Source organism: Marinobacter algicola DG893, assembly GCF_000170835.1.
Classification (GTDB): Bacteria; Pseudomonadota; Gammaproteobacteria; order Pseudomonadales; family Oleiphilaceae; genus Marinobacter; species Marinobacter algicola.
In genome coordinates this window covers 57,370-81,309 of the sequence record NZ_ABCP01000007.1, presented here as the reverse complement: position 1 = coordinate 81,309, position 23,940 = coordinate 57,370, and the positions used below count along the sequence as shown (strand labels likewise).

The 23,940-nt window shown below is 55.5% G+C and carries 22 protein-coding genes, 1 other RNA gene and 1 pseudogene; 15 read left to right on the top strand and 9 right to left on the bottom strand.

What is annotated here, in order from left to right; genetic code table 11:
* Nucleotides 1-9: 9 nt before the first annotated feature.
* The gene (locus MDG893_RS07510) at nucleotides 10-492 is read left to right on the top strand and encodes a CDP-archaeol synthase (protein WP_007153147.1); all 483 of its coding nucleotides are present in this window, start codon (nucleotides 10-12) and stop codon (nucleotides 490-492) included.
* On the opposite strand, the gene MDG893_RS07505 is transcribed toward MDG893_RS07510, so the two are convergent.
* A complete protein-coding gene (locus MDG893_RS07505; protein ID WP_007153146.1) occupies nucleotides 480-1,478 on the bottom strand; it encodes a metallophosphoesterase in 999 nt (332 codons plus the stop codon). The two genes, MDG893_RS07510 and MDG893_RS07505, sit on opposite strands and share 13 nt — an antisense overlap.
* A 145-nt stretch (nucleotides 1,479-1,623) precedes the next feature.
* On the opposite strand from MDG893_RS07505, the gene chrA reads away from it, so the two are divergent.
* The 3 genes from chrA (at nucleotide 1,624) to msrB (ending at nucleotide 4,001) form a co-directional block, all read left to right on the top strand.
* Nucleotides 1,624-2,817, top strand: a complete 1,194-nt coding sequence (gene chrA / locus MDG893_RS07500) for a chromate efflux transporter (RefSeq protein WP_007153145.1) — start codon at nucleotides 1,624-1,626, stop codon at nucleotides 2,815-2,817.
* A 97-nt stretch (nucleotides 2,818-2,914) separates the two neighbouring features.
* A complete protein-coding gene (gene msrA / locus MDG893_RS07495; RefSeq protein WP_007153144.1) occupies nucleotides 2,915-3,562 on the top strand; it encodes a peptide-methionine (S)-S-oxide reductase MsrA in 648 nt (215 codons plus the stop codon).
* A gap of 10 nt (nucleotides 3,563-3,572) precedes the next feature.
* Complete coding sequence (gene msrB, locus MDG893_RS07490) at nucleotides 3,573-4,001, top strand: peptide-methionine (R)-S-oxide reductase MsrB (protein WP_007153143.1); 429 nt, start codon at nucleotides 3,573-3,575, stop codon at nucleotides 3,999-4,001.
* A 9-nt stretch (nucleotides 4,002-4,010) separates the two neighbouring features.
* Here msrB and MDG893_RS07485 read toward each other — a convergent pair whose 3' ends face one another.
* A complete protein-coding gene (locus tag MDG893_RS07485; RefSeq protein WP_007153142.1) occupies nucleotides 4,011-4,982 on the bottom strand; it encodes a calcium/sodium antiporter in 972 nt (323 codons plus the stop codon).
* A 329-nt stretch (nucleotides 4,983-5,311) separates the two neighbouring features.
* Between MDG893_RS07485 and mqo the strand changes: the two genes are divergently transcribed.
* The 5 genes from mqo (at nucleotide 5,312) to MDG893_RS07460 (ending at nucleotide 12,876) form a co-directional block, all read left to right on the top strand.
* A complete protein-coding gene (gene mqo, locus MDG893_RS07480; RefSeq protein WP_007153141.1) occupies nucleotides 5,312-6,793 on the top strand; it encodes a malate dehydrogenase (quinone) in 1,482 nt (493 codons plus the stop codon).
* Between the two features lie 153 nt (nucleotides 6,794-6,946).
* A complete protein-coding gene (locus MDG893_RS07475) occupies nucleotides 6,947-8,179 on the top strand; it encodes an ATP-grasp domain-containing protein (RefSeq protein WP_007153140.1) in 1,233 nt (410 codons plus the stop codon).
* Nucleotides 8,180-8,232: 53 nt separating this feature from the next.
* The gene (locus tag MDG893_RS07470; protein ID WP_007153139.1) at nucleotides 8,233-10,257 is read left to right on the top strand and encodes a hypothetical protein; all 2,025 of its coding nucleotides are present in this window, start codon (nucleotides 8,233-8,235) and stop codon (nucleotides 10,255-10,257) included.
* Nucleotides 10,258-10,285: 28 nt separating this feature from the next.
* Nucleotides 10,286-11,956: an acetolactate synthase large subunit gene (locus MDG893_RS07465; protein ID WP_007153138.1), complete on the top strand. Its 1,671-nt coding sequence runs from the start codon at nucleotides 10,286-10,288 to the stop codon at nucleotides 11,954-11,956.
* Nucleotides 11,957-12,006: 50 nt separating this feature from the next.
* Complete coding sequence (locus MDG893_RS07460) at nucleotides 12,007-12,876, top strand: hypothetical protein (RefSeq protein ID WP_007153137.1); 870 nt, start codon at nucleotides 12,007-12,009, stop codon at nucleotides 12,874-12,876.
* A gap of 132 nt (nucleotides 12,877-13,008) precedes the next feature.
* On the opposite strand, the gene MDG893_RS07455 is transcribed toward MDG893_RS07460, so the two are convergent.
* A complete protein-coding gene (locus MDG893_RS07455) occupies nucleotides 13,009-13,605 on the bottom strand; it encodes an exopolysaccharide biosynthesis protein (protein ID WP_007153136.1) in 597 nt (198 codons plus the stop codon).
* Nucleotides 13,606-13,786: 181 nt separating this feature from the next.
* On the opposite strand from MDG893_RS07455, the gene MDG893_RS07450 reads away from it, so the two are divergent.
* From MDG893_RS07450 to MDG893_RS21350, 6 genes and pseudogenes are all read left to right on the top strand, one after another.
* Complete coding sequence (locus MDG893_RS07450; RefSeq protein WP_007153135.1) at nucleotides 13,787-14,296, top strand: MgtC/SapB family protein; 510 nt, start codon at nucleotides 13,787-13,789, stop codon at nucleotides 14,294-14,296.
* 80 nt (nucleotides 14,297-14,376) lie between these two features.
* Nucleotides 14,377-14,661 (top strand): BrnT family toxin, encoded by a 285-nt coding sequence (locus MDG893_RS07445; RefSeq protein ID WP_007153134.1) that lies wholly within the window; start codon nucleotides 14,377-14,379, stop codon nucleotides 14,659-14,661.
* 57 nt (nucleotides 14,662-14,718) lie between these two features.
* Nucleotides 14,719-15,066 (top strand): hypothetical protein, encoded by a 348-nt coding sequence (locus MDG893_RS07440; protein WP_007153133.1) that lies wholly within the window; start codon nucleotides 14,719-14,721, stop codon nucleotides 15,064-15,066.
* An 81-nt stretch (nucleotides 15,067-15,147) separates the two neighbouring features.
* Nucleotides 15,148-15,405 carry a hypothetical protein gene (locus MDG893_RS07435; RefSeq protein WP_007153132.1) on the top strand — a complete coding sequence of 86 codons (258 nt, stop codon included), beginning with the start codon at nucleotides 15,148-15,150 and terminating at the stop codon, nucleotides 15,403-15,405.
* 62 nt (nucleotides 15,406-15,467) lie between these two features.
* Nucleotides 15,468-16,630, top strand: a protein-coding gene (locus tag MDG893_RS07425; RefSeq protein WP_085985281.1) for an IS3 family transposase whose coding sequence is annotated in 2 segments (ribosomal slippage) — nucleotides 15,468-15,723 and nucleotides 15,723-16,630 — 1,164 coding nt in all. Because the reading frame shifts where the segments join, the coding sequence is not laid out codon by codon here.
* Between the two features lie 456 nt (nucleotides 16,631-17,086).
* Nucleotides 17,087-17,194, top strand: a pseudogene (locus tag MDG893_RS21350) (phage integrase); the annotation flags it as partial.
* Nucleotides 17,195-17,223: 29 nt separating this feature from the next.
* Here MDG893_RS21350 and MDG893_RS07420 read toward each other — a convergent pair.
* From MDG893_RS07420 to smpB, 6 genes are all read right to left on the bottom strand, one after another.
* Nucleotides 17,224-18,324: a hypothetical protein gene (locus MDG893_RS07420; protein ID WP_007153128.1), complete on the bottom strand. Its 1,101-nt coding sequence runs from the start codon at nucleotides 18,322-18,324 to the stop codon at nucleotides 17,224-17,226.
* 16 nt (nucleotides 18,325-18,340) lie between these two features.
* Nucleotides 18,341-19,473 (bottom strand): IS3 family transposase gene (locus tag MDG893_RS07415; RefSeq protein ID WP_085985277.1). Its coding sequence is split into 2 segments (ribosomal slippage): nucleotides 18,341-19,215 and nucleotides 19,215-19,473, totalling 1,134 coding nucleotides; the frame shifts between segments, so codons are not numbered across the junction.
* A gap of 174 nt (nucleotides 19,474-19,647) precedes the next feature.
* Nucleotides 19,648-21,063, bottom strand: coding sequence for a site-specific integrase (locus tag MDG893_RS20470; protein WP_007153127.1), 1,416 nt, complete (start codon nucleotides 21,061-21,063; stop codon nucleotides 19,648-19,650).
* A 285-nt stretch (nucleotides 21,064-21,348) separates the two neighbouring features.
* Nucleotides 21,349-21,713, bottom strand: a transfer-messenger RNA (tmRNA) gene (gene ssrA / locus MDG893_RS20660).
* 85 nt (nucleotides 21,714-21,798) lie between these two features.
* The gene (locus tag MDG893_RS07400) at nucleotides 21,799-23,217 is read right to left on the bottom strand and encodes a wax ester/triacylglycerol synthase family O-acyltransferase (protein ID WP_040474399.1); all 1,419 of its coding nucleotides are present in this window, start codon (nucleotides 23,215-23,217) and stop codon (nucleotides 21,799-21,801) included.
* 163 nt (nucleotides 23,218-23,380) lie between these two features.
* Complete coding sequence (smpB, locus tag MDG893_RS07395) at nucleotides 23,381-23,860, bottom strand: SsrA-binding protein SmpB (RefSeq protein ID WP_007153125.1); 480 nt, start codon at nucleotides 23,858-23,860, stop codon at nucleotides 23,381-23,383.
* Nucleotides 23,861-23,940 lie beyond the last annotated feature (80 nt).

Genomic DNA, 23,940 nt, shown 5'->3' with positions numbered 1-23,940 from the left:
CTGAGCCGGTTGCTGATTTCTATCGAGCTCTTTGTGATGCTGGTGCTGGCAAATGGCGCACCGGTACTGGCCGCCCGGCTGTTTGGCCGGCGATGGTCGGCCCCTGTTGATGGTGGCAGGCTATGGCGGGATGGGCAGCCGGTGCTGGGACGAAGCAAAACCTGGCGCGGTATTGTATCCGGTGCGCTGGCGTGTTGCCTGTTTGCGTGGGTCACCGGGATAGGCGTCGTATTTGGTCTGGTTTTCGGGTTGCTGGGGTTGGCTGGCGATATCATCAGCAGTTTCATCAAGCGCCGTGCCGGTCTTGCCTCCAGTGCCCGGGCGGTTGGGCTTGACCAGGTTCCTGAAGCCTTGCTACCAATGATCCTGGCGTGGTTTTGGCTGGGGCTGGGCTGGTTCACTGTGGTGGTTGTCGTGGTGCTGTTTACCGTGTCGAATATCCTGCTATCGCCCGTACTGTACCGCCTGGGTATACGCCATCAGCCGCATTGAGCCCGGGCTTCAGCCGGGGCCCCGCGTCTGAGGGTGTGTACTGTCACTTCCGGCGGGCAATTCAGTCTCACGTTGACCACCGACGTGCCAGCACCCGGGGAGGTATAGCCCTGCATGCCGTTGCGGCGCCAGTAACCACGGCCGAGTTCTCTGGGACAGTCGGAATCCAGCGTCACGGGGATGCCACCGGGCAGGCAGATCTGACCGCCGTGAGTATGACCGCACAGAAAAATGTCGTAGCCCGCATGGGCGGCCTCGCGCCAGATTTCAGGTGTGTGACTCAGTAGAACGCTGATACCACCCGGGGGAATCTCGTCTCCTGCCCGGTGCAGGTTATGGACCTTGTAGAAATGGGCATCGTCCACGCCCGCCAGATAAAGCTTATCCTCTCCCCGCTGCAGCACGGCATGCTCATTCATCAGCAAGTGATAGCCCATATCCTCAAGGCCAGGAACCATGCGTACGCTGTCGTGATTGCCCAGTACAGCGTAGGCTTTGCCGTGAATGGCACTCCGCAGTCTCGCCATACCCTCCATGGCACCCTCAATCGGGCCCCAGGTGAGGCGCCGGTAATCCCCGGTGAGCACACACACATCATACTCGAGAGGCTCGATTTGACGGATTACGGCCTGGAGGTTGGCCTCATCCATATCCACGTGGAGGTCGGTAAGGTGCAGTATGCGGAAGCCCTCGAAAGCTTGGGGCAGGCCAGGGATGTGGAACTGGTTGTGGGCCGTGTCCAGCCGACGACTGTTGTGCTGTCCTCGCCGGAACAAACCGGCCAGTTTCAGACAAATACTGATGAAGCCTGGGGCGGAGGTGATGTTCTCAATATGGAATGAATGGCGGTCCGGGCCGAACACACGAGCTTCCGCTTCCCGCTCGATGCCCAGGCGCTGGCGCGCATGTACTGGGCCAAGACGGAGGCTCAGGCGATACTCCAGGAGGTCATCCTGATTGTCTGGTGTATGGGCCCGGGCGGTCATTGCTGTTCCTGTTGGTTGTTGGAAACGTTACCTGTCACGATCCGGTCAACCCGTCCCTTCATTATGGTCGGGACTGGGAGTGATGCAACCGGAGCGTCATAATGTTCATCTTTCTTAACACACGTTGCCACGATCAGAGTGTTCCATGACCAAGGATAACGTCACCAAGGCGGCATATGCCGGGGCCCTGCCAGCCTGGCACATTTTTCTGTTGTTTCTGCGTCTGGGACTGACATCTTTCGGCGGTCCGGCGGCCCATCTGGGGTTCTTCCACGACGAATTCGTTAAGCGCCGGCGCTGGTTGTCGGCCGCGGCCTATGGCGAGGTGGTGGCACTGTGCCAGTTATTACCCGGCCCCGCTTCCAGCCAGGTGGGATTAACCCTGGGGTTCCTTCAGCGCGGCTATCGTGGCGCTGCCGCGGCCTGGCTTGGTTTTACCCTGCCGTCGGCAGTATTAATGACGCTGTTTGCACTCGGCCTTGGCCTGTGGCCGGATGCAGGGCAGGGTGGCTGGATAACGGGTCTTAAGCTATTCGTGGTCGCCGTGGTTGCCCAGGCGGTATGGCAGATGGGCAAAACCCTGTGCACGGATGCTCCGCGGCTGTCGATTGCCGTGGTGGTCGCGGTTGTTCTGTTGATAGCGGGCGCAGCCTGGATGCAGATACTTGTCCTGCTCGCAGCCGGCGCTATGGGTGCTGTGATGCGACTGCCGCAAAAGCGAGTGGAAGAGGCATTAACCATACCGGTTCAGCCCCGTCGCCCGATGGTATTTCTGGTGGTATTTGCCGCGTTACTGCTGTTGGCTTTTTTACCGTTGGCAGACGGCTCCCTGGCCTGGATCGGTTCGGAACTCTATCGTGCAGGGGCGTTGGTATTCGGGGGTGGTCATGTGGTACTGCCCTGGCTGCAAGGAAGCTTTGTGGTACCAGGGCACCTGTCGGCGGATACTTTTCTGGCCGGTTACGGCATGGCCCAGGCCATGCCTGGCCCGCTGTTTACCTTTTCAGCGTTTCTGGGTGGCATAGAGGCCGGTTGGGCCGGTGCTGCTGTTGCTGTGGTCGCTGTTTTCCTGCCGGGAACCCTGCTGGTATTTGCCGGTCTACCCCTGTGGTCGTACATTCGTAGCCATGCCGCTGCAAGATCGGCACTGGCCGGGGTGAATGCCGGAGTTGTCGGGTTGTTGCTGGCGGCCCTCTATGATCCGGTCTGGACCTCTGCCGTACATGATGCAGGCGGGATTGCGTTTGTCCTGTTAGCCTGGGTTTCCCTGGTGATATGGAGGGTGCCGGTGTGGATACTGGCACTCGGCAGTGCGCTGTTGGGCTTGCTGGTTTTTTGATGCCCCCAAAGTGGGGTAGCTAAAACCGATCAGGGAGGCCACACTTGGAGATTGGAAGATCGAACAAACGGTAATGACTTAGACGCAGAGGCTGATTATGTCCACATCCTGCACGATTCCGGGCCTGAACGTACCAAAGAGTCGCTTTCCGGAACCTGAAAGCGATTTGCCAACCGGAGACGACCGTGAGCAGAGAGTAGTGCTTGGCGGTGGTTGTTTCTGGTGTGTGGAAGCCGTTTTCCTGGCGGTGAACGGTGTTAGCCGGGTGGAATCCGGCTATGCCGGTGGCAAATCGGAAACCGCCAACTATGAGGCGGTGTGTGGCGGCCAGACCGGACACGCCGAAGTGGTGGATGTTCATTACGACCCGCAGACCGTCAGCTTCGGGGAAATCCTGAAGGTGTTTTTCTCGGTAGCTCACGACCCAACCCAGCTTAACCGCCAGGGAAACGATCGTGGTACCCAATACCGTTCCGCTATTTTTTACGAGAATGACGAACAGAAACAGGTGGCGGAAGCCTACATCCGCCAACTGAATTCCGCGGGCGTTTATGATAACCCCCTGGTGACGACCCTGGAGCCGTTGGATGCCTTTTATCCGGCGGAAGACTATCACCAGAATTTTGCCGCACGGAATCCATATCAGCCCTACATCATGGCTGTTGCGGCACCAAAGATGGAAAAGCTTGTGGACACGTTCGGTGACAAGCTCAAGCCTGGTTTCACCGACAACAACATTGCCTGAGGAGGCTGCTATGAGCGTTTCTGCTGCAGGTTATGACCTGACCCCGCTAACGCCACAACAAGTGGACGAAAAGGCTGCGAGCCTGACGGACGAGGAGCGCCGCGTGTTGCTGGATCATGGCACCGAGCGGCCATTTTGCGGCACCTTGCTGGATAACAAGAACGCAGGTGTCTACGACTGCCGGTTGTGCGAACTGCCGCTGTTCAGTTCCGATTCCAAGTTCGATTCCGGTACTGGTTGGCCGAGCTTTTTTCAGCCCTTTGACACCGACCACATCCGCTACATTGAAGACAACAGCATGGGCATGGCTCGCACGGAAATCCGCTGCCCGCGGTGTGATAGCCACCTTGGGCACGTGTTTCCGGATGGCCCGCCACCAACCGGCCAGCGCTACTGCCTGAATTCGGTGGCGATGGTATTCAGGGAGAACCAGGCCTGACGGGCCTGGTCAGCGGATCACGGTTGACACCAGATAGCTGGTGTAGCAGACGTATACAATCAATAGCAACAGACCGTCCGGTCGCCCGATAGTCCGCGACTTGCCGGTCAGCCCAAAGCTCATCACCAGAAGCCCGACGGTGAGGGCTGTCATCAGTGTCCAGTCGCGGTAAAGCACTTCCATGTCCACGGCCAGGGGCTCAATGGTCGCAGCCAGGCCAACCACGGCCAGAGTGTTGAAAATGCCAGACCCCACGATGTTGCCGAGTATCAGATCGTGCTCGTTTTTCTTGACGGCTGCCAACGCAGAGGCCAGTTCCGGCAGAGAGGTGCCGATGGCGACGATCGTCAGGCCGATGATCAGGTCACTGACACCCAGGCTTTGGGCAATGAATACTGCGCCCCAGACCAGCATGCGCGAGCTCACCAGCAGAAGTACCAGGCCGACAACCAGCCACATCACGGCTATTTTAAGTGGCATCGGATGGGCAGCCAGTTCGGAGTCGGTCTCGCCGATCAGCGAGTCTCCTTTGCCCTGGATGCCTTGATAGATGGACCAGCCCATAACGACGGCGAACACGCCAAGCAGTACCCAGCCATCGAGCCGGGTCAGGTTGCCATCAATCAACTGGTAACCGGCGATGGCCGTCAGAACCAGTAGTAGTGGAAGTTCCTTGCGTATTACCTGGGAGTGCACTGCAATCGGTGCAATCACCGCAGTCACACCAACGATGACGGCGATGTTGGTGATGTTCGATCCATAGGCATTGCCGAGGGCTAACCCGGGATTGCCATCGAGTGCGGCCATGGCTGAGACTGCCAGCTCAGGCGCGGAGGTGCCGAATCCGATAATCACCATACCAATCAGCAGCGATGGCATACCGAGGTGTTTGGCGGTAGCCGCCGCGCCTTCAATGAAGCGGTCTGCGCTCCAGACAAGTAAAACCAGGCCAGCGATGATTGCTGCGATTGCCAATAGCATAAAGGATGCCCTGTTGGTGTAAGCCGCACGGTATGAGACTAAAGTGGCGGTGATATCGTTGAGCACAGACGCGAGAATGTAACAAAGAGCGCCCGGCGTGCGCATTTTAAACGTTTGACCTACACACGGCCACCGTTGGTAAATAAATCAGGACGTTGGCCCTTGTCAGATATGTTGGCGTAACCAGTCCCAGGCGGCCTCGACCAAGAGTCAGTTGATAATCGCAATTTATTATCCGATCAAAAAACGGGATAATCGCGCCACAACTTCAAAGCCCCCTGCTGATCGTGGGCGGGCAACAGGCTTTAAACTAGCTAGGGTGATAACCAATGGCCGTTAGACAGGCAGATGTAGTGCTGGTCGGCGGGGGCGTCATGAGCGCCACCCTCGGCATGATGCTCAGGCAGCTTGACCCATCCCTGGACATCGTCATGGTTGAACGTCTTGATCACGTAGCCCATGAAAGCACCGACGGATGGAACAATGCAGGGACCGGCCATGCCGGCTACTGCGAACTCAATTACACCCCCGAAACCGACGATGGCGATGTTGCGATAGAACGGGCGTTGAAGATCAACGCTTCGTTCGAAGTGTCGTTGCAGTTCTGGTCCCATCTGGTTGAGCAGGGCATGCTGCCGGAGCCCAAAAGCTTCATCAACCGAACCCCTCACCAGAGCTTTGTATGGGGCGAGGATGGTGTGAAGTTCCTCAAGCGTCGCCACGAAAAGCTCAGCGCCCACCACCTGTTCCGCGAAATGGAGTACACCGAGTCCCCGCGGGAGCTGGAAGAGTGGATGCCTCTGGTGGTGAATAACCGCGACCCGATGCAGAAAGTGGCTGCCACACGTATCAAGCATGGTTCAGACGTGGACTTTGGCTCTCTCACCCGCAGCATGGTGGAGTTCCTGGAAACCACGCCGAACTTTGAGCTGATGTTGAGCAGCCCCGTGCATTACCTGGCCAAGCGCGACAATGGCCGCTGGAAGGTACGGGTGAAAAACCAAAAAACCGGCGAGCTGACGAAACTTGAGGCCGGGTTTGTCTTCCTGGGTGCCGGCGGTGGCGCGCTGCCGATGTTGCAGAAGTCCAACATTGACGAATCCAAAGGCTACGGTGGTTTCCCAGTCAGCGGTCAGTGGCTGGTTTGTCAGAAGCCAGACATCGTCGAGCAACATCACTCCAAGGTGTACGGCAAGGCGCCGATCGGTGCACCGCCGATGTCGGTCCCGCATCTGGACACCCGTATTATCAATGGAGAACCGGCGCTTCTATTCGGCCCGTTTGCTGGCTTCACCACCCGCTTTCTCAAGCAGGGCTCGGTATTCGATCTGTTCGGTTCGGTCCGCTCAGCGAATCTTCGTCCCATGCTGTCGGTGAGTCGCACCAACATGGATCTGACCCGCTACCTCATTGGTGAAGTGTTCCAATCACACAGCGACCGTGTGGCTTCCCTGCGCAATTATTTCCCGGATGCCCGCGAAGAAGACTGGCGCCTGCAGGACGCTGGCCAGCGCGTGCAGATCATCAAGAAGTCGCCGGAAGGCGGCGGTAAACTGGAATTCGGTACCGAAATTGTAGCGGCGAAAGACGGCACCCTGGCCGCTTTGCTTGGCGCATCGCCGGGGGCTTCGACGGCTGTCCAGGCCATGATTGATGTGATCCAACGCTGTTTCCCGGAACGTATGGATTCCGCAGAATGGCAGGAGCGCATGAAGGTGATGGTGCCTTCCTACGGTCAATCGCTGGTAGACGATGAGCAATTACTCAACAAAGTGCGGGAACGAACGCTCTCAACCCTGAAATTGAGCTGATATTCCCAAACGATCTAACACTGGCGGAAGCGCTGGCAGTCCTTGCTTAAGAGCTGGGGCTGCCGGCGCTTTTTGTTTTTTGGGCGCCAGGCCCGGTTGCGATTTGCGCGTGAAACGTTAGGTTAGAAGAAAACACCACCAAGGAGAACGAACATGAGCGAGCAAGAATTCGATCCGAATAAAGGCTATATCGCACTCCTGGGATGGAGCCTGAACGCGGTGGAAGCCGCCGACAAATTTGATCGACGATATGTGGTGGTTGCGCCGGATTGGGCTGAGGCTTACTGCAAGGAACATGACATTCCCTATGTGCCGTGGAACTTCGAACGTCTGAACGACCGATCGGTTGAAATTGCTCAGACACTCAAAGAAATGGGTGTCAACGTGGCTATTCCATTGTTTGAGGAAACCGTGGAATGGGCTGGCGCTATCAACTCGGTTCTTATGGATCAGCCAAAGCTGTTCGGCCAGTCCATGCTGCTGCGGGACAAGGCCCTGATGAAGCGCCGTGCGCAGCTGGGTGGCATTCGCGTGGGGATCTTCGAAGAAGCCCACGACCGGGACGACGTCATCCGTTTCCTCAAGCGGGTCAACCAGACCCTGCTGAAACTGGACGGTGACCCGAACGACCCGATTCACCTCAAAGCATTCGACAAAGCCGGTTGTCTGGGCCATCGAGTGATTCGTACCCCGGATGAAGTGGACACTATTCCCGAGGAAGAATTCCCGGTGCTGATGGAATCTCATCTGGACGGTTGGGAATTTGCCGTCGAAGCCTGGATTCACAACGGCAAGATCGCATTCCTGAACATCTCGGAGTATGTGACCCTGGGTTACTCGGTGTTTGTGCCGGCCACGCCGGACCTGGAGAAATACCGGGAACAGATTACCCGCGAGATCGAAAAGCTGATCAAAACGTTCGATATCGAGTTCGGGTTTATTCACCCCGAGTACTTCGTGACCAGCGACAGTACCATGTACTTTGGCGAGGTAGCGTATCGGCCGCCGGGCTTCAAGGTGTTCGAGCTGCTTGAGCGTGCCTACGGCTTCAATGCCTATCAGGCATTGATTATGACCTTTGACCCGAAAACCACCGCCGAAGAGGTGAAAGCCTTCTTCCCGAAAGAAGTGGTGGATGCCAAGGGTTATGCCGGCTGTTTCGGCGTTTATCCACGCCGCCGGGTGGTCAGCCAGCTGGAAATGCCGGAAGAGACCGAGAACCACGATTACTTCGAGTCTCACGAACTCACGCCGCCGCTGGAAGAGACGGTTACCAAGCGTACCGCCTTTGGCACGCATTGGGGCCTGGTTTACTTCTTCGGTGAAGACCCTTATGTGATGCGGGATTTACTGAAACATCAGGAAGAGCTGGATTTCTATGTATAATTCCTTAAGGAATTATCAACAACGGGTCTGGTCCAGACTCTGAGGAACACAGTTTGAGCAACTCCGACGCTGGAAAGCCGGCACCTGTCGTCAATTTCGATAAGCTGGTTCAGCGACTGGACGATGCCATTGCGGCTCTCGATGAGAGCCGCGATTTCGCCAAACTTGGCAAGTTGCCCCGGTTGTTCGACATCGTGCGACGGGTGCTTCTGCAGCCGGAGGGCTGCCTTGCCATTGAACAGCGAGCCGAACGGCTTGAAAAAGCCGGGGTGTTCCTGGGAACCGACTGGGCAGACCCCTCCATTCTATTGCCATCGTTGACCACCTTCTCCTTGCAAAGCCCGCAGGCCGACACGGTCATCATCGAAGCGCTCAGCGAACTGCGTCTGCTAGCGGTCGCGCGTGGTCAGTACCTGCACGAGTCTATGTCGGCGGAACAGGCGCATCACTACCTGACCCAGGTATTGGCCATCAACCTGAACATGCTGTTTGGTGAAACAGGCGAGGCCGAGCGAGAGCAAGGCAAGTTGGCACTGGTCAGCCGCGCGGTGGTAAAGCATGTTGCCACCCAGATCGGCTATGAGCATGTGATCGATCAGCTCATCGAAGAAATCTGGAGGATCCTGCAGCAACGGCCAATACAGGTCAGCAGTGTGCGGCAGATGATTACCCAGATTGCACTGTGCCGGATTGATCCGAATGTGGATCTCGGTGGTGCTGGCCAGGGTGCCGAACGTCTGATTTCAAGCCTTTACGGACCGACTCAGGCGTGTCGTGAAGACCCTGGCATTCCGATCTACCAGGAACGATTGCAGTCCATGGACGCTGTGGCCCTGCAAGGCGAGGCGACCGGTTTTGCCCGTTCCATGCACGACACCGGTCTGGTATCTCCCTATCACGCCACGTTTGTTCGCCATATCCTGGAGCGGCAGGATGCGCTGCTGACGGAAGCCCTGGGCCTGTCCAGTACCGGCCGTGACTGCCTACTGTGCTACAAGGACCTGGTGCACGAGTTGATCAACGAAGGTGTCTACCCGGAAACCGCACAAGGCCTGTACGGCCTTGCGTTAATGCTGGAGCGAGGCATTCTCTATCAGCCGCCGCTTGCGCCCGCGCTGTGGCGTCAGGCCAGGCTGTCTATCTGCCCGCACGCCCGGGAGCGCATTCAGTTAGCGTACGGCTACCAGCCACAGCCGAAAGCGTGGCTGTTGCAGGGTGTACTTAACATGCTGGGCCAGCCCCTTGGCGTAGGGCAGGGAAACAACCCTACCTGCCAGTCAGCGCGGGCGCTGTCCATGTGGGCGTACAACGATCCAGACTATCTGCTACAGATGGTGGCCTGGGCTGCCCGCGACAACGAAATCATCATGCACTTCGAGGGCATTCCGGTTTCTTCCTCCAGCAGCCAGGGCGGCGTGGCCTCCGAAGTAACGCTTGATCTGGATCCGGTTTCGCTGGTGGTAGTGCCGCACCTTGACCGGATATACGCGGAAATGGGCCGCCTGTGTATGGACCGTCAGGGCGACCCCCACCAGTGGGTTAACCCCGAATTCCATGGTTGGTCCGCCGGCCGTGGATTCCGCATTAACGTGGATGTTGCAACCGGGGACCTGGAAGACCTGGACACGTTCCTTCGGCATTTCTATGCCAGCTACCACCCTTACTACAATGGTAATCAGCCCCTGATCCACCCGCAGCCCGCTGGCGTAGCGGTTACCGACAGTGCTGCGAGATTCATTGGCTGGCACGCCATCACCATCCTCCGTGTGACCCTGGACCCGGAAGACGTCATGCGGGTGTATTTCTTCAATCCCAATAACGACAGTGGTCAGAATTGGGGGGATGACGTGGTGGTCAGTACCTCCAGGAAAGGTGAACGGTTCGGTGAGGCATCCCTGCCTTTTGAGCAGTTTGCCTCGAGGCTTTACATATTTCACTACGACCCCCTCGAACGCGGTGAGCCCGCAGACGTGGGCGAGGAGGAATTGGAGCGGGTGATCAGCCGCGTTCACCGCAGTTGGGGCCGAGACCGCTTACCGGCTGAGGCACTGCAGGCAGAGCCCCCGCAGGACGGGTAGATCCAACCAAAGCAGAACAGGAGAGATGATGACCGCTGAGGCCAGTAATTGCCGAAACGGCGCCGAGCTGTTTGTTCGCGCCCTGGAAAACGAAGGTGTTCGGTACATCTTTGCGGTACCGGGTGAAGAAAATCTGGATCTCCTGGAGGCCTTGCGCGAATCCAGCATTGAGTTGGTGCTCAACCGCCACGAGCAGGCAGCGGGCTTTATGGCTGCGACCTACGGGCGCCTGACAGGTCGCGTGGGCGTTTGCCTGTCGACCCTGGGCCCCGGTGCCACCAATCTGGTAACAGCCGCCGCCTATGCTCAGCTTGGCGGCATGCCAATGATGATGATTTCCGGGCAGAAACCCATTAAATCCTCCAAGCAGGGACTGTTTCAGATTCTGGACGTGGTGGATCTGATGCGGCCGCTCACCAAGTACACCCGCCAGATCAGCAACGCCAATACGATCCCCGCCAAAGTGAGGGAAGCCTTCCGGTTGGCCTCGGAAGAGCGCCCGGGTGCCGTCCATCTGGAATTGCCTGAAGACATCGCCTCCGAGGTGGCGGAGAGCGACACCCATATCTTCCAACCCAGTGACGCCCGCCGGCCCACTGCCAGTACCAAGAGCCTGGACATTGCCTGCGACATGATCAGTAAAGCCAGGTATCCGCTGATCATGATTGGCGCCGGTGCTAACCGAAAACGGGTTTCCCAGGCCCTGATCCACCTGGTCAACGTGACCGGCATTCCCTTCTTCACCACCCAGATGGGCAAGGGCGTAGTGGATGAACGCCACACCCGCTACCTGGGGAATGCGGCACTCTCGGCCGGTGACTTTGTGCACTGCGCCATTGACCACGCTGACCTGGTGATCAACGTCGGGCACGATGTGGTTGAGAAGCCACCCTTTTTCATGCATCCCGGCGGCAAACAGGTTATCCACGTGAACTTCAGTGCCGCCGATGTGGACCCGGTCTATTTTCCCCAGCACGAAGTGGTGGGCGACATTGCCAACAGTGTCGAATACCTGGCTGAACAATGTGGCCAGTGCTCTTCACACGACTTCCGCCGGTTTATGGAAGTGAAGGCTTCTGTGGACCGCCATATGGCCGACAAAGCAGACGATGGCCGTTTCCCGGTCATTCCCCAGCGCATCGTCAACGACGTACGCCAAGTCATGCCGGACGACGGCATCATCGCGCTCGACAATGGCATGTACAAACTCTGGTTTGCCCGCAACTACCCGGCTTACGACAACAACACCGTACTGCTCGACAATGCCCTGGCCTCCATGGGCGCAGGCCTGCCCAGCGCCATGATGGCGGCCATGCTATACCCGCACCTCAAGGTGATGGCGGTGTGCGGCGATGGTGGCTTCATGATGAACAGCCAGGAGCTGGAAACCGCTGTGCGGCTGAAGCTGAATCTGGTGATACTTATCATCAACGACAATGCCTATGGCATGATCAAATGGAAGCAGGCCCAGGAAGGCTTCGAGAACTTCGGGCTGGATTACAACAACCCGGACTTCGTGAAATACGCCGATGCCTACGGTGCCGCCGGCCATCGAATCACTCGCACCGAAGACCTTCGGCCGACGCTTAAAAACGCACTGACCTCGGGGGGTGTACACTTGATCGACGTACCCGTGGACTACAGCGAAAACCGCCGTGTGTTTGATGAAGAATTGGTAAACCTGACCTGTAACCTCTGAGGCCTATAGTATCATTCGCCAAATATTGAACATTGATTGAGGATGGGCGAATGAGTTACTCGTGGTTCAGAGTGGTGGCACTAACGCTGGCAGTCGTTGTGGTGACCGGGTGCAGCAAGCCGGAAACACCGCAGGAAGTGGCTGCCGAATTCTGGCAGGCCATGTCCGAGAAAGACGCTGATACCGTTGTCGAGCTATCGACGCTGGCCGCCGTCTCTGACTTCGATAGCTATGCCCAGGACTGGTCTGACATCGTTCCCGATTTTGGTCGGGTGGTCATTGACGATCGCGAAGCGACGATTGTAACCCGCTTGCCCGTTGAAGACGGTGTCCCCGGCGAGCGCCGGGAAGTAAATACCTACCTCGTGGAGCGGGGTGGCGACTGGCTGGTGGACTACGACCGCACCGGGGAGGCGATTATGAATCCGTCTCCGTTTGCAGGTCTAATCGGAGAAATGAACCGTCTGGGCGAGCGCTTGACGGCCAGCTTCGGACAGTCCTCCGACGACCTCTCTCGCCAGATGGACGCCATTGCCCGCGAATTTGAGGCGTATTCTGACCAGACCCAACGCCGGGCAGAGCAGGCCATGGAAAAATACGGCCAAGCCCTGCAGGGGCTGATGGAAGAGTTGGAGAAATCCATCGAAGAGGCGCTGGAAGACAACCAGCAGGCACCGGAGAGAGAGCGAGGTGCCCTGCAGCGAACCGCGGCGGACCTCAATCGAAGCAGCGACAGGCTGGATAAGCCGGACTTCGATGCCTTTGCCGACAGTTCTCGCGCTTTAGCCGAGGCGGGAGCGCGTTTCTCGCGCCTGAGTGACGATACCTTCAAAAGCTACAAGCGCACTTGGGACGCCAAACTGGAGGAAATCACGGAGCGTACCCGGGCATTTTTTGAAGAACTTCATGGAAGTGAGTGATAACCCAAGGTCATAGAACTGTCATATTGATCTGGTGTACTGAAGATGTGTTAGTCCCTGAAAGCGACTATAGGAGCTCCTGCTCCACTGCATCTTTGGGCCAACGGACGGCTCCTTTTTACGCCTCCAGCATTACCCTGCCAGCCCGGTAACCACAAGCCAGCCGGTCACCAGCGTGAGCGACGTTGCGACTATCGCCAACAACCCGTCCCTCGCGACGATTGCCAGCCCGAAGGCCGTCAACGCAGCGCCGCCGCCATTGGCGCTAAAGGGCACCACCTCCATCGCCGGCATGGCCAGAGCCACCAGCATGCAGATAATGGCCATCATATAGAGCCCTGGCCCGTCCGCCAGAAACACCAGGCGCGGTCCGGTCCAGCGATCCAGAAAGCGAGCCGGTTTTTGCAGCCAGTCCAGCCCTTTCAAGAGCTTGTCCTGAGGTACGGAGCGCTGGGAAATCCATGAGGGTATCCAGATGGTGCGTCTGTGGAACAACAGTTGCCCCAGTGTCAGCAGAACCACCAGCCCCAGAATGGTTGGAACACCGGGAATGTCGCCAATCAATGGCGCCAGGGTGATCAGCCCAGCGACGAGCACTACGGGTCCGAACGAACGTTCCCCCACACCATTGAGGATATCGTGCACCGACACTCGCGTGGCCCCGGCCGCCGACTCACGAATCTGCTCCAGCAGTTGTTGCATGTTGGTAGGATCGCCATTATTGCGCATAGATAGGGCTCTTCCTCGAATCAGGGTAACGTCTGCCAAATCCGGCCTTTAAAACCTACCATTCCCACTAGTCGGAAAACAGCGATTGTGGCCGAACAGCAGCGGAAAGGATTGAAGCCTTTACAGACCAGTACTAATCTCGATCAAGCGATAACAAAAACTTCAACACTCGGAAATCCCCATGGCAGACTTGCTCAACGTTGACTGGATGCTCACCCTCAACCACCTGCTGTTGATGGCCATTGCCTACTTGCTGGCGTTCCCCATCGGTTTCGACCGGGAAGAGCAAGGCCCGAGGATTGGCCTGAGAACCTTTCCGCTGGTGGCCGTGGTCTCATGCGGCTTTATGCTCGTTGGCCGCGCCGTTATCGACTCCCCGGGCGAACAGGGCCGCGTATTGCAAGGCATCGTCACTGGCATCGGCTTCATTGGCGGCGGCGCCATCCTCAAGGACGACAGCCGTGTAATCGGCACCGCCACCGCCGCCAGCATCTGGAACTGCGGCGCCATCGGCGTGGCAGTGGCCTACCATCACCTCGAGATTGCCATAGCCCTGAGTGCCCTGAACTTCTTCACGCTGCGCTACATGGGAAGGCTGGTGCGGTCGGTGACCGGTGAGCCTGTGGTTGAAGATGGGCATGCGACCAAGCCTGTGGAAGTTCGAGAGTCTGATAACGAAAAAAGCCCCTGAGCTCAAGGAATCGGTTCGTCAATTGATGAGACGCTTGTCAGCGTATATACTTTGTATATACAAAAGTCTCGAGGGATGCGATGACTCTGAAATATTCATCTGCAGTGAAGCAGAAATTGGCTGAGAAGCATGGTGTCAGCCTGGAAGAGGTTCAGCAGTGTTTTGCGAACCGTGAGGGCGGTCTGCTGGAAGATGCTAGGGAAGACCACAAGACAGATCCGCCTTCTCAATGGTTCATTGCTGAAACCGATTATGGGCGTCGTCTTAAGGTGGTCTTCATTCTCAAGAATGGAGACATATTGCTGAAAACCGCATATGGCCCCAATCAGAAAGAAGACGCTATCTATCGCAAATACGCATTTTAATTGAACAGAATCGCAGAGAAAGAATCAGAAGAGCGAGTGCGACGTGGAGCATGCAGCATGGCAGGGAAAATAGTAGGAGCTCCGGAAGCCTGGGAAGACGGTTCACTGGGGCAAGATGAAGAGTTTGTTCGGGTTTCAAAAGAGGTCGATGATGCCGCGTTGAATGATGCAGCCGGACTGCAGCCTATTTCAATCCGGCTGCAAAAGTCACTCATCGAAGACTTCAAGATGATCGCGGAAATCAACGGCATTGGTTATCAGCCACTGATCCGACAGGTTCTCAAGCGCTTTGCGGATGCTGAAAAGCGCCGCATTCTGCGTGAGAAGTCTGCAGACATGCGGGCTCTGGACGATGATAACCACCATGATCCCGGGAGTGGTGAAGGGAAAAGGGCGAACGGTTAGGTTGGTTGGCTTGCGGTAGGGATCTAAAGCCGAGCAACTTGGCCCCAACGCGTATTCGAAGCTAATGGTTGGAAGACGTTCATGAAAAAAAGCGAGATGTATAAACCGCTTAATAAATCCATTCAGCAAGAGCAAAAGAACGTGTTAACTGGCTGTGTAGCTTTTGCAATTGCCATCCTTATCCTAGTTATTCAAGGCAGTATAAAGTCCGTAACCGTCTGGAGTTTATTTGGCTTAAGTATGCTGGCATCCTCTATACCTGTTGGAATCGTTGGTTACCTACTTTCAATCAGGATCCTTGACACTGAGCGTGTGCCCATCGTTGGGTATCAGATGTAGTGGTTCAATGATTCCGGACACCAACGTAGGTGGTAATATCGCCACCATAAACGAGGTGTCTGATGACCAGAAAGCGACGTTCTTTTTCTCCTGAGTTCAAACAGGAAGCAGCCAGCCTGGTGCTGGACCAGGGTTACACGATTCCCCAGGCGAGCGTGTCCCTGGGAATTGGTGAAAGCGCTATCCGGCGCTGGGTTAACCAGCTGACCGAGGAGCGTGACGGTGTCACCCCGAAGGGCAAGGCGTTAACCCCGGAGCAGCGCCGTATTCAGGAGCTGGAAGCCCGCTGCAAGCGCCTTGAACAGGAGAAAGACATACTAAAAAAGGCTACCGCTCTCTTGATGTCGGACGACATGAATCGTACGCGCTGATAGACCAGTTGAGTGAGCAAATGCCTGTTGAAATGGTCTGCAATGCGTTTGATATCGGCCGTTCCAGCTATTACGAGTACCGCCAACGGCGGAAGCACGTGGATGTTGAGCGTCTGGCCCTGAAGACTCAGGTAAACCGTCTATTCACCAAGAGTCGTAGCTCTGCCGGCAGTAGAACGATCAAGGGCATGCTCAATGACGACGGCGTTGTCATCGGGCGCTTCAAGGTTCGACGATTGATGAGTGAGCTGGGGCTGATCTGTAAGCAGCCGGGTCCTCACGCCTACAAGCAGGCGACTGTTGAGCGACCGGATATCCCGAACCATCTGGCTCGTGAGTTTACGGTAGATCGGCCGAATCAGGCGTGGTGTGGTGACATCACCTATGTATGGAGCGGCCAGCGGTGGAGCTATCTGGCTGTCGTCCTGGATTTGTATGCCCGACGCGTCGTTGGTTGGGCGATGTCATCCAGTCCCGATGCCGATTTGGTGGTCAAAGCGCTGGATCACGCCTGGGAACAGCGTGGTCAACCAGAAAAGGTCATGTTCCACTCAGATCAAGGAAGTCAGTATGCCAGCCGTAAGTTCCGTCAGACGCTCTGGCGCTATCGAATGACACAAAGCATGAGCCGACGTGGGAACTGCTGGGACAACGCACCGATGGAAAGACTGTTCCGGAGCCTGAAATCTGAATGGATACCGGCTCTCGGATATCGGAACCTGCCCGAGGCCAAAAAAGATGTGGGTGGCTATCTGATGGACTACTACAACCGGCAGCGACCTCACGTATTCAACGACGGCATTTCGCCCGTTGCCGCTGAGGAAAACCTTAAAATACTGTCCGGGATTAGTTGACCACTACAAGAGGACTGAAGGAGTTGCTGGATTAGCGATAACTCTAACCATAGTTGGATTTCTCTTTATTCTTTGGGGTTTTAGTCGCGTATTGACCATTGTTCTCTTGATTTCCGTCGTATTTAGCATTTGGCACTTCGCAAGGACAATGCGCTCGTGGGATGCAGAGATTGCTTCTTGGGAAGAGGGAGCGGAAGTTGGAGATTAGCCCACTCCAATACCTGCTGAAAACCAGCATCAGGGAACCATTGTCAGTAGAACCAATAAAGTCACCAGCGAACCTAGAGAAAGCGGGGGAGGGTGAAAAGATCGTAGCGGACCAGACGTAATCAGCAACCGTCGTGTAGGTTTTCTGTCAGATGACCTTAAGGCAAGTCCTCTGAAAACCATCACCTGGAACAGTAAACTTGACCTGCCCCCAACTTTCTAATCCATCGCGATCATTAGTAATGTTCATCACTGCAAAAGATACTCGGCCACTCTTCCATAGGCATGACAATGAGATATGCCCATTTATCGGATGCACACCTCAATATCGAATGCGAGAAAGGCCCCAGGTTCTAACTCTATGCGTGCACTAATTCTAACGGTGTCTATACCAAGGCGATCTCTTGTTGCCAGCTCTCTGGCGCGTGTCGAAAAATCTCTAGAGCATGAGCTTGTGTTAGATGATTGTTTAGTATTAAAGCCATGTGAGATAAATCTTGATTGTTAATGTTCATGCTATGATCCAGCTGCTTTAGCCTCTCCTGAAACCTTTCTCTATTATTCGGATTTGGGTTTTTCAACGAACCTGATTCGCCCAGATATTCATTTATTATCCTCATGAGATCTTTGAACAGAACATGTACATTTATGAGTTCTTGGTACTGAGCTGTTATCGCTTTGGAGTTTATTGAAATTCTCTCAAAATTCTTGGATTCGTAGTGATATCTATGGAAGTTGGCACATTTTTCCAGACCAATCGCTACAGCGGCATACTTGGTATTAATTTCTCCAACAACTCCTAGGTGGTCATCTGATTCGTCTGTCACGTCGATACGTTTCCAAGGTGTTAGAAAACCCGCTATGACTTGGTCCGCCTGGGCTGCCATCTTGGTCAGCTTTAGCAGCCGATTTCGCGATATCTTGAAGTTCGTTGTCGAAAACTCGTCTATTGATGCTTCCATAGCTTCACATACTGCTTCGTCAACTTTCTGGAAGATGTCATCTAGCAGCGGATTATCGGGCTTCAGGTTACCTTCTGAAGCCTCCGGGAAAAGTCTTTCATATAGGGTGGCAACCTCTATGTTCTCATTTCCAAACGGTTTCCTCTCTTCTATAAATCTTCCGAAGAATCGCCTATGTTCTAGATGATTTGAGAAAATATTCTGGGAGTTCTGCTCTTGAATCTGTTTTGCTGTTTGCATGGATCGATGATTTGCGGCCACAACGGCGGTTATAGGTAGGGCTAGGCTGGCTATGCCAATTGGAAGCTTGAATAGATTGAGAAAATGATTCATTCCATCGGGCGTGAAGCTCCAGAATAGTTTGGAATCTGAAGTGAAAATCCATGCCACTATCGCGGCCAAGGTAAGTGGCACTACTATGGCTGCTCGAAACCATGCTGTTCTGACCAAGTGCGCTTCGGGACTCATGCTCTCCCCGAATATGACCGTTCTAAATTTGTTCGCTCGGTTTTCCTGTGTGGACATGACCTGCCCCCAGTGTTTAATCCAACTGCTCCCTAGTAATGTCCGTTACTTTTGAATCTGTTTTTCCAAGTCGGAGAGCGGAGGCAAATTCCAGGGGTGTCTGATACCCCAGGGATGAATGCGGACGCTGCTCATTGTAGTCCAATCGCCAGTTACTGATTTTCTCCCGGGCATGAGCAAGGTCCCGGAACCAGTGTTCATTCAGGCACTCATCCCGGAATTTTCCGTTAAAGCTCTCGACGTAACCATTCTGCATCGGCTTTCCGGGCTGAATCAGCTTCAGTTCAACGCCATGGCGGTATGCCCATTGATCGAGCGCTCTGCCAGTGAATTCCGGCCCCTGGTCGGTTCTAACGGCCTTCGGGTAGCCTCGGAAGGCCGCTATACCATCCAAGGTGCGGGCGACCTGTTCACCTGAAATGCCCATGGCCACGGGAATGTCGAGGCACTCCTTCGTGAAGTCATCCACAATCGTCAGGCATTTGATCCTGCGGCCGTTGGCCAAGGAATCCATCACAAAGTCCATGGACCACGTGTGGTTCGGCGCACCAGGCAACACCAATGGCTGCCGTTCGACCATCACACCTTTACGGCGCTTGCGTTTGCGGACGGCCAGGCCGGCCTCTCGGTAAAGTCGATAAACCTTCTTGTGATTCACCTCAGCACCCTCACGACGCAGCAACTGGTGAACACGCCGGTACCCGAACCGGCGGCGCTCGAACGCAATGGCTTTGATGCGCTCTGTCAGCTCACGCTCCTCTGGAGAGCGCTGAGACTGATATCGCATCGTTGCGCGGGATAACCCGACGAGTGAACAGGCTTTGCGCTCGGATATCGTCGTCTCCGACAGCATGGTGCGCACAGCCTCGCGCTTGTTCCCGACGGTTAGTACTTTCGGTTGAGGGCGGCCTTCAGGGCTTCTGTATCCAGCATGGACTCGGCCAGCAACTTCTTGAGCCGGGCGTTCTCTTCCTCAAGGGCTTTCAGGCGACGGGCTTCTGAGACTTCCAGGCCGCCATACTTCTTGCGCCAGGTGTAGAAGGTGGCATCCGAGATGTTGTACTTCCGGCACAGCTCTTTGACCGGAAGGCCGGCCTCGGCTTCCTTGAGAATGGGAATGATCTGTTCTTCGGTGAATCGCTTCTTCATGTTCATCGTCCTCTCTGGTGATGAACATTACTAAGATCAGGATGGATTAGAAAGTTGGGTGCAGGTCACATAACCTACCGTCAATAACGGGGCACCTAATCTGTAGGAACCCCAGGGGATAGGATCGGCAAGTCTCATAGCGGGCTTGTCTCTTCCTTCCCTGTCCTTTTGATTTCAACTCCGCGATTGATAACCCCTTGTTTCGGCTAGGTACGGCTCCAAAGGTAGCGCGTCGATATGCCGCTTTAGAGTGTCTGGTTTAATCTTTCCGTAAGTGCCGAATGTGACGTCATTCTGGTCGTGGCCAAGGATTTCCTTAATGCAGGAGTCGGGGGTATTCGCCTCATGCAGCAGCTCTCGGACGAGGTGGCGAAAAGAGTGGAACACGAGTTCTCTCCCAAAGCCGAGTTTTGACTTCAGGCGACCGAACCACTTGGAGGGCTCATGGCTAAGAGAGTCTGAGGAATATTGCTCAAGCTCTGGGAACAAGAGCCCCTCGTGCCTCCTCTGGGCAAATTCCAAGAAACCTAGCTCTATGACCTGCTCATGTATGGGAACCTTGCGGATACTGGTCTCGTTTTTCAGTCTTCTGACTTCACTATCAACAATATTTAAGTACCAATGGTTCGATCCATCAGTCTTTACGTCTCGGCTTTCGATGCCACACAGCTCTTCAATGCGAGCGCCTGTTGAAAGACCCAAGACGGGTAACCAATACTTCCATGACTGACTTTCTCTATATGTTTGATTAGCGAGGTGTCCAAAGAGTTTGCTTAGTTCCTGGGGTTCCCAAGAGCGTCGGGTGCTTCGAGAGGCCTTGGGTGCTTTACCTTGAAGATGATTCTTGGTGATGATCTCGCACTCGACACACCAGGACATGAAGTGTGACCAGCGGGTGTAGTGCTTGTTTGCCGTAGTCTTACTGATTGGCTTCCAGTCTTTCTTTTTGATTTCTGTGATGCTGAGCTGAGCGTTCCGGCCCTTTAGTCGGTTCACTGGATACTCAAGGATAGAGTCTCGAAGCTGTATGGCGGTGTCGCGGGAAATTGATGTTAACGGCCCATAGTCCCAGAGCTCATTCAGCACGTTCAGAGATGTCTCATACTCTCGAATGGTTCTGTCCCGTAGCTCTGCCCTTTGTTCATTCATGAAGCGTGAAATAAGTTCGGGCAACGATTGGGTAGCGATACGTTCCATGGTTGGTTTTGTATCGAAGACTTGATCTTCAATTGGACCAACTCGTTTAATCTCCCCTCCTGTTGTTCCAGAGCGTAGAAGCTTCTCGGATAACTCACACAGCTCGACCTCCCCATGCAGGAAAGCGTTCAAGACCTGAGGCTCTGTGGCGTGGGATAGGTCCATGCTCTCTGCTCTGAGGGCCTCTTGAGCCTTTTCTCTGGCTCTTTGGGTGTCACGGTATCCTAACCTCTCACGAGCTTCGATCAGGAAGTTGCCTTGGTTGTCGAGTGCGTCGACGAGATCATCGCGAGTCATTGCCCCAGTTGAAATGAGGTCATTCTCGAACTCTTCTAGCTCTCTCGTAATCCAGTTTTTAACCAGAGTCTTGATTTGGTTATGGCTGAGTGACAATTGGAGACTCCTGAGTGTTGCAGGGCTCAGCATTCTTCGCAGACGAGCCTCAAGAGAACGAGCTGTTCTGATCGCGGATTGTTGACTATCTACGTGCAACGGGCGCTTGATTTCTCTGCCCAAGATTGCGCGCCAAGGATAAGGAACTGCCTTGCGGAAGTAAAAGCCTGAGGGTCGTTGAAGTACGTAAGAAGAGAGTTGGGAGGCTGCCATGAGTTAGGACCTTGTACCAGATTGATGTACCAAACTGGCCTTGGTGTGCTAACTCATTGACAGTAAAGCATTTGGTGGAGACGGCGGGAATTGAACCCGCGTCCGCCAGTACTCAGCCTTGAGGTCTACATGTTTAGCGTCTCTCTATTGATTTAAGTTCAAGCGACCCGAGAGCCAGGGTGCAAGAACCGAGTTCTTTAAATCTTAGCCGTTAGCCAGTGAACTCTGGAAAACGGAGCATCCCGTAAGCGATGACGTCCTGAGATGTTGCTTCCGGGCTACGGGCGACCCGGTCAGGACGACTAGCAGCTTACGCTGCTAGTGCGTAGTTTTCGTCGTTTGCGACTATTGCGTTGCAGCTTTGGATTAACGAGATTGGCTGCCATCTCGACATGCACCCAAGGGTTCGCCACCGGCGTCGAAGCCATGTCGTCCCCTTACCGACAGTATATGTGGCTGGTTCCGCCAACTTCAAGGTTTTCCTGGTTTTGTTTTGTGGTGTCAGGTGGTCAGTTGTACCTATCAACTGGCGGCCCGGGCGGTGTTCTGTTCGTTGTTGTGCAACGCAGCGTCCAGGAGTTCGGCAAAGCTTTCGCGAAAATGCCCCATCACGTTTGCGGGGTCGGCCTTGATGTTCTTGTCGATGGTGATGCCAAACTGCACCGTGCCGGCGTAGCTGAAAATGCTCAAACCGATGCCGATATTGCCGCTCTGGGGCACCCAGAACATGGGTTGGGTGAGCTTTGCTCCCGCCAAATATACAGGTTTTTTTGGGCCCGGCACGTTAGTGAGTACCGCAGAGGCTTTGTTGCTGAGCATGGAGAGAGCCCGTCGCTCAAGGACATCCGGGCCGCGCCCGAACAGATCCAGCAGGCTGTAGGTTACCTGGGCCTGGTAGGAGCGTTTGAGGCGGTTCATGTTTTCCTGAACCTGGCGGAACCGCATGATCGGGTCGGTTTCTTCCACGGGCAGGGTGACCAGTACCAGCCCGAACTGATTGCCCAGGGTTTCGATGGGTTGCCGCATCGGGCGCAGGTTGAACGGCACGGCCACGCGAATGCCGCACTCCGGTGTGGCTTCTCCCGTGGCGATAAAGTGCCTTTGTAAGGCCCCGGCTGCGGCACACAACAGCACATCGTTGGCAGTGCCGCGCAGAGCCCTGGCACATACCTTTACTTCGGCCAGGCTTAGGGGATCGGCCCAGGCGACATGCTTGCGACCGCTCAGGGGTGTTTTCAGGCAGGTGTCTGGTTCCGCTGGGGCCAGGCCGAGCTTGAGCAGGTCAACGGTGATGTTGCCAGCGGTGGTGGCCAGTTTGAACGGGTAGCCCGGGTCGTTGCGGATGGACTTGAGAAACAGCCCTGCCTGGTCGATGGCGGTTTGTCCATTGTGCAAAGCCCGGCTGGCGAGCTGGCGTAGGCCCTGAGGCGCGTGGGACTTGGTATGGCTGGATGTTGATACACGGCTGAGCCTTGGTTCCGGTGAATTGTCGGTCAGTGAGAGCAGCACACGCACCAGTGAAATGCCGTCGGCAATGCAGTGATGGATGCGAACCAGAAGGGCGCAGCCACCCTGATAGTTCTCGATGTAGTGGATTTGCCAGAGCGGGCGCCGGAAATCCAGTGAGGTACTGGTCAGGTCGCTGGTCAGTGTTTGCAGTTCCTGTTTGCCACCATCGCCGGGCAAGGCAAGAACATGAATATGGTTGTCGATATGAAAGAGCGGGTCGTCCTGCCAGTACGCGCGGTCACCTTCGGTGACGACGCGCTGTCGAAAGCGCCGGAAGGTGAGAAAGCGTTCGTCGAGCGTACGTTTGAGGCGCTTGAGGGCGATGGGCTGATCAAACACCAGCACCGCTGAAATCATCATGGGGTTCTCGGGGCATTCCATGCGTAGCCACGAGCGATCTACTGCGGACATGGGTGTTTGTCGGCGTGTCATCACTTGCTCCCTTTGGTTCCCGTCTGTCCCTGGGTAGCCGCTGTCCGTTTGCGGATTGGGGTAAAGGATCGAGTATAGGCCGATCAGGGAGGGGCTAAAAGAGGATGCAGATGCGACATAAGTTGCGGGGAGAGGATGCCGGGCGCGGGGCCCGGCCAGCGGATCAGACGTTGGTTTCGCGGAGGATGCGTTGTTTCTGGCGGTTCCAGTCCCGTTCTTTCTCGGTGGCGCGTTTGTCGAAGAGTTTCTTGCCTTTCACCAGGGCAATTTCGCACTTCACCTTGTTCTTCTTCCAGTACATGGCCAGGGGGATGCAGGTGTGGCCCGCCTGGTTAACCTTGCCAACGATTTTGGCAATTTCCTTGGCGTGCAGTAGCAATTTGCGTGTTCGGGTCGGGTCCGCGATAACGTGGGTTGAAGCGGCGGTTAGAGGGATAATGTGAGATCCCAGCAGCCAAGCCTCTCCGTCCTTTAGCAGCACGTAGGCGTCGGTGAGCTGCGCCTTGCCGGCACGGATGGATTTTACTTCCCAACCGAGCAGGGCCAGGCCCGCCTCAAAGCGTTCCTCGATGTGATATTCGTGTTTTGCCTTTTTGTTTAGGGCAATGGTGGCGCTCGGTGCGCCGGGTTTCTTCTTGCTCATGAATCGTTGATCCGGAGTCGGACAGAAAAATTTACCGTGCGTAATCGTGCCGGAAAAGCGCGCATTGTAGCCTAGGAGTG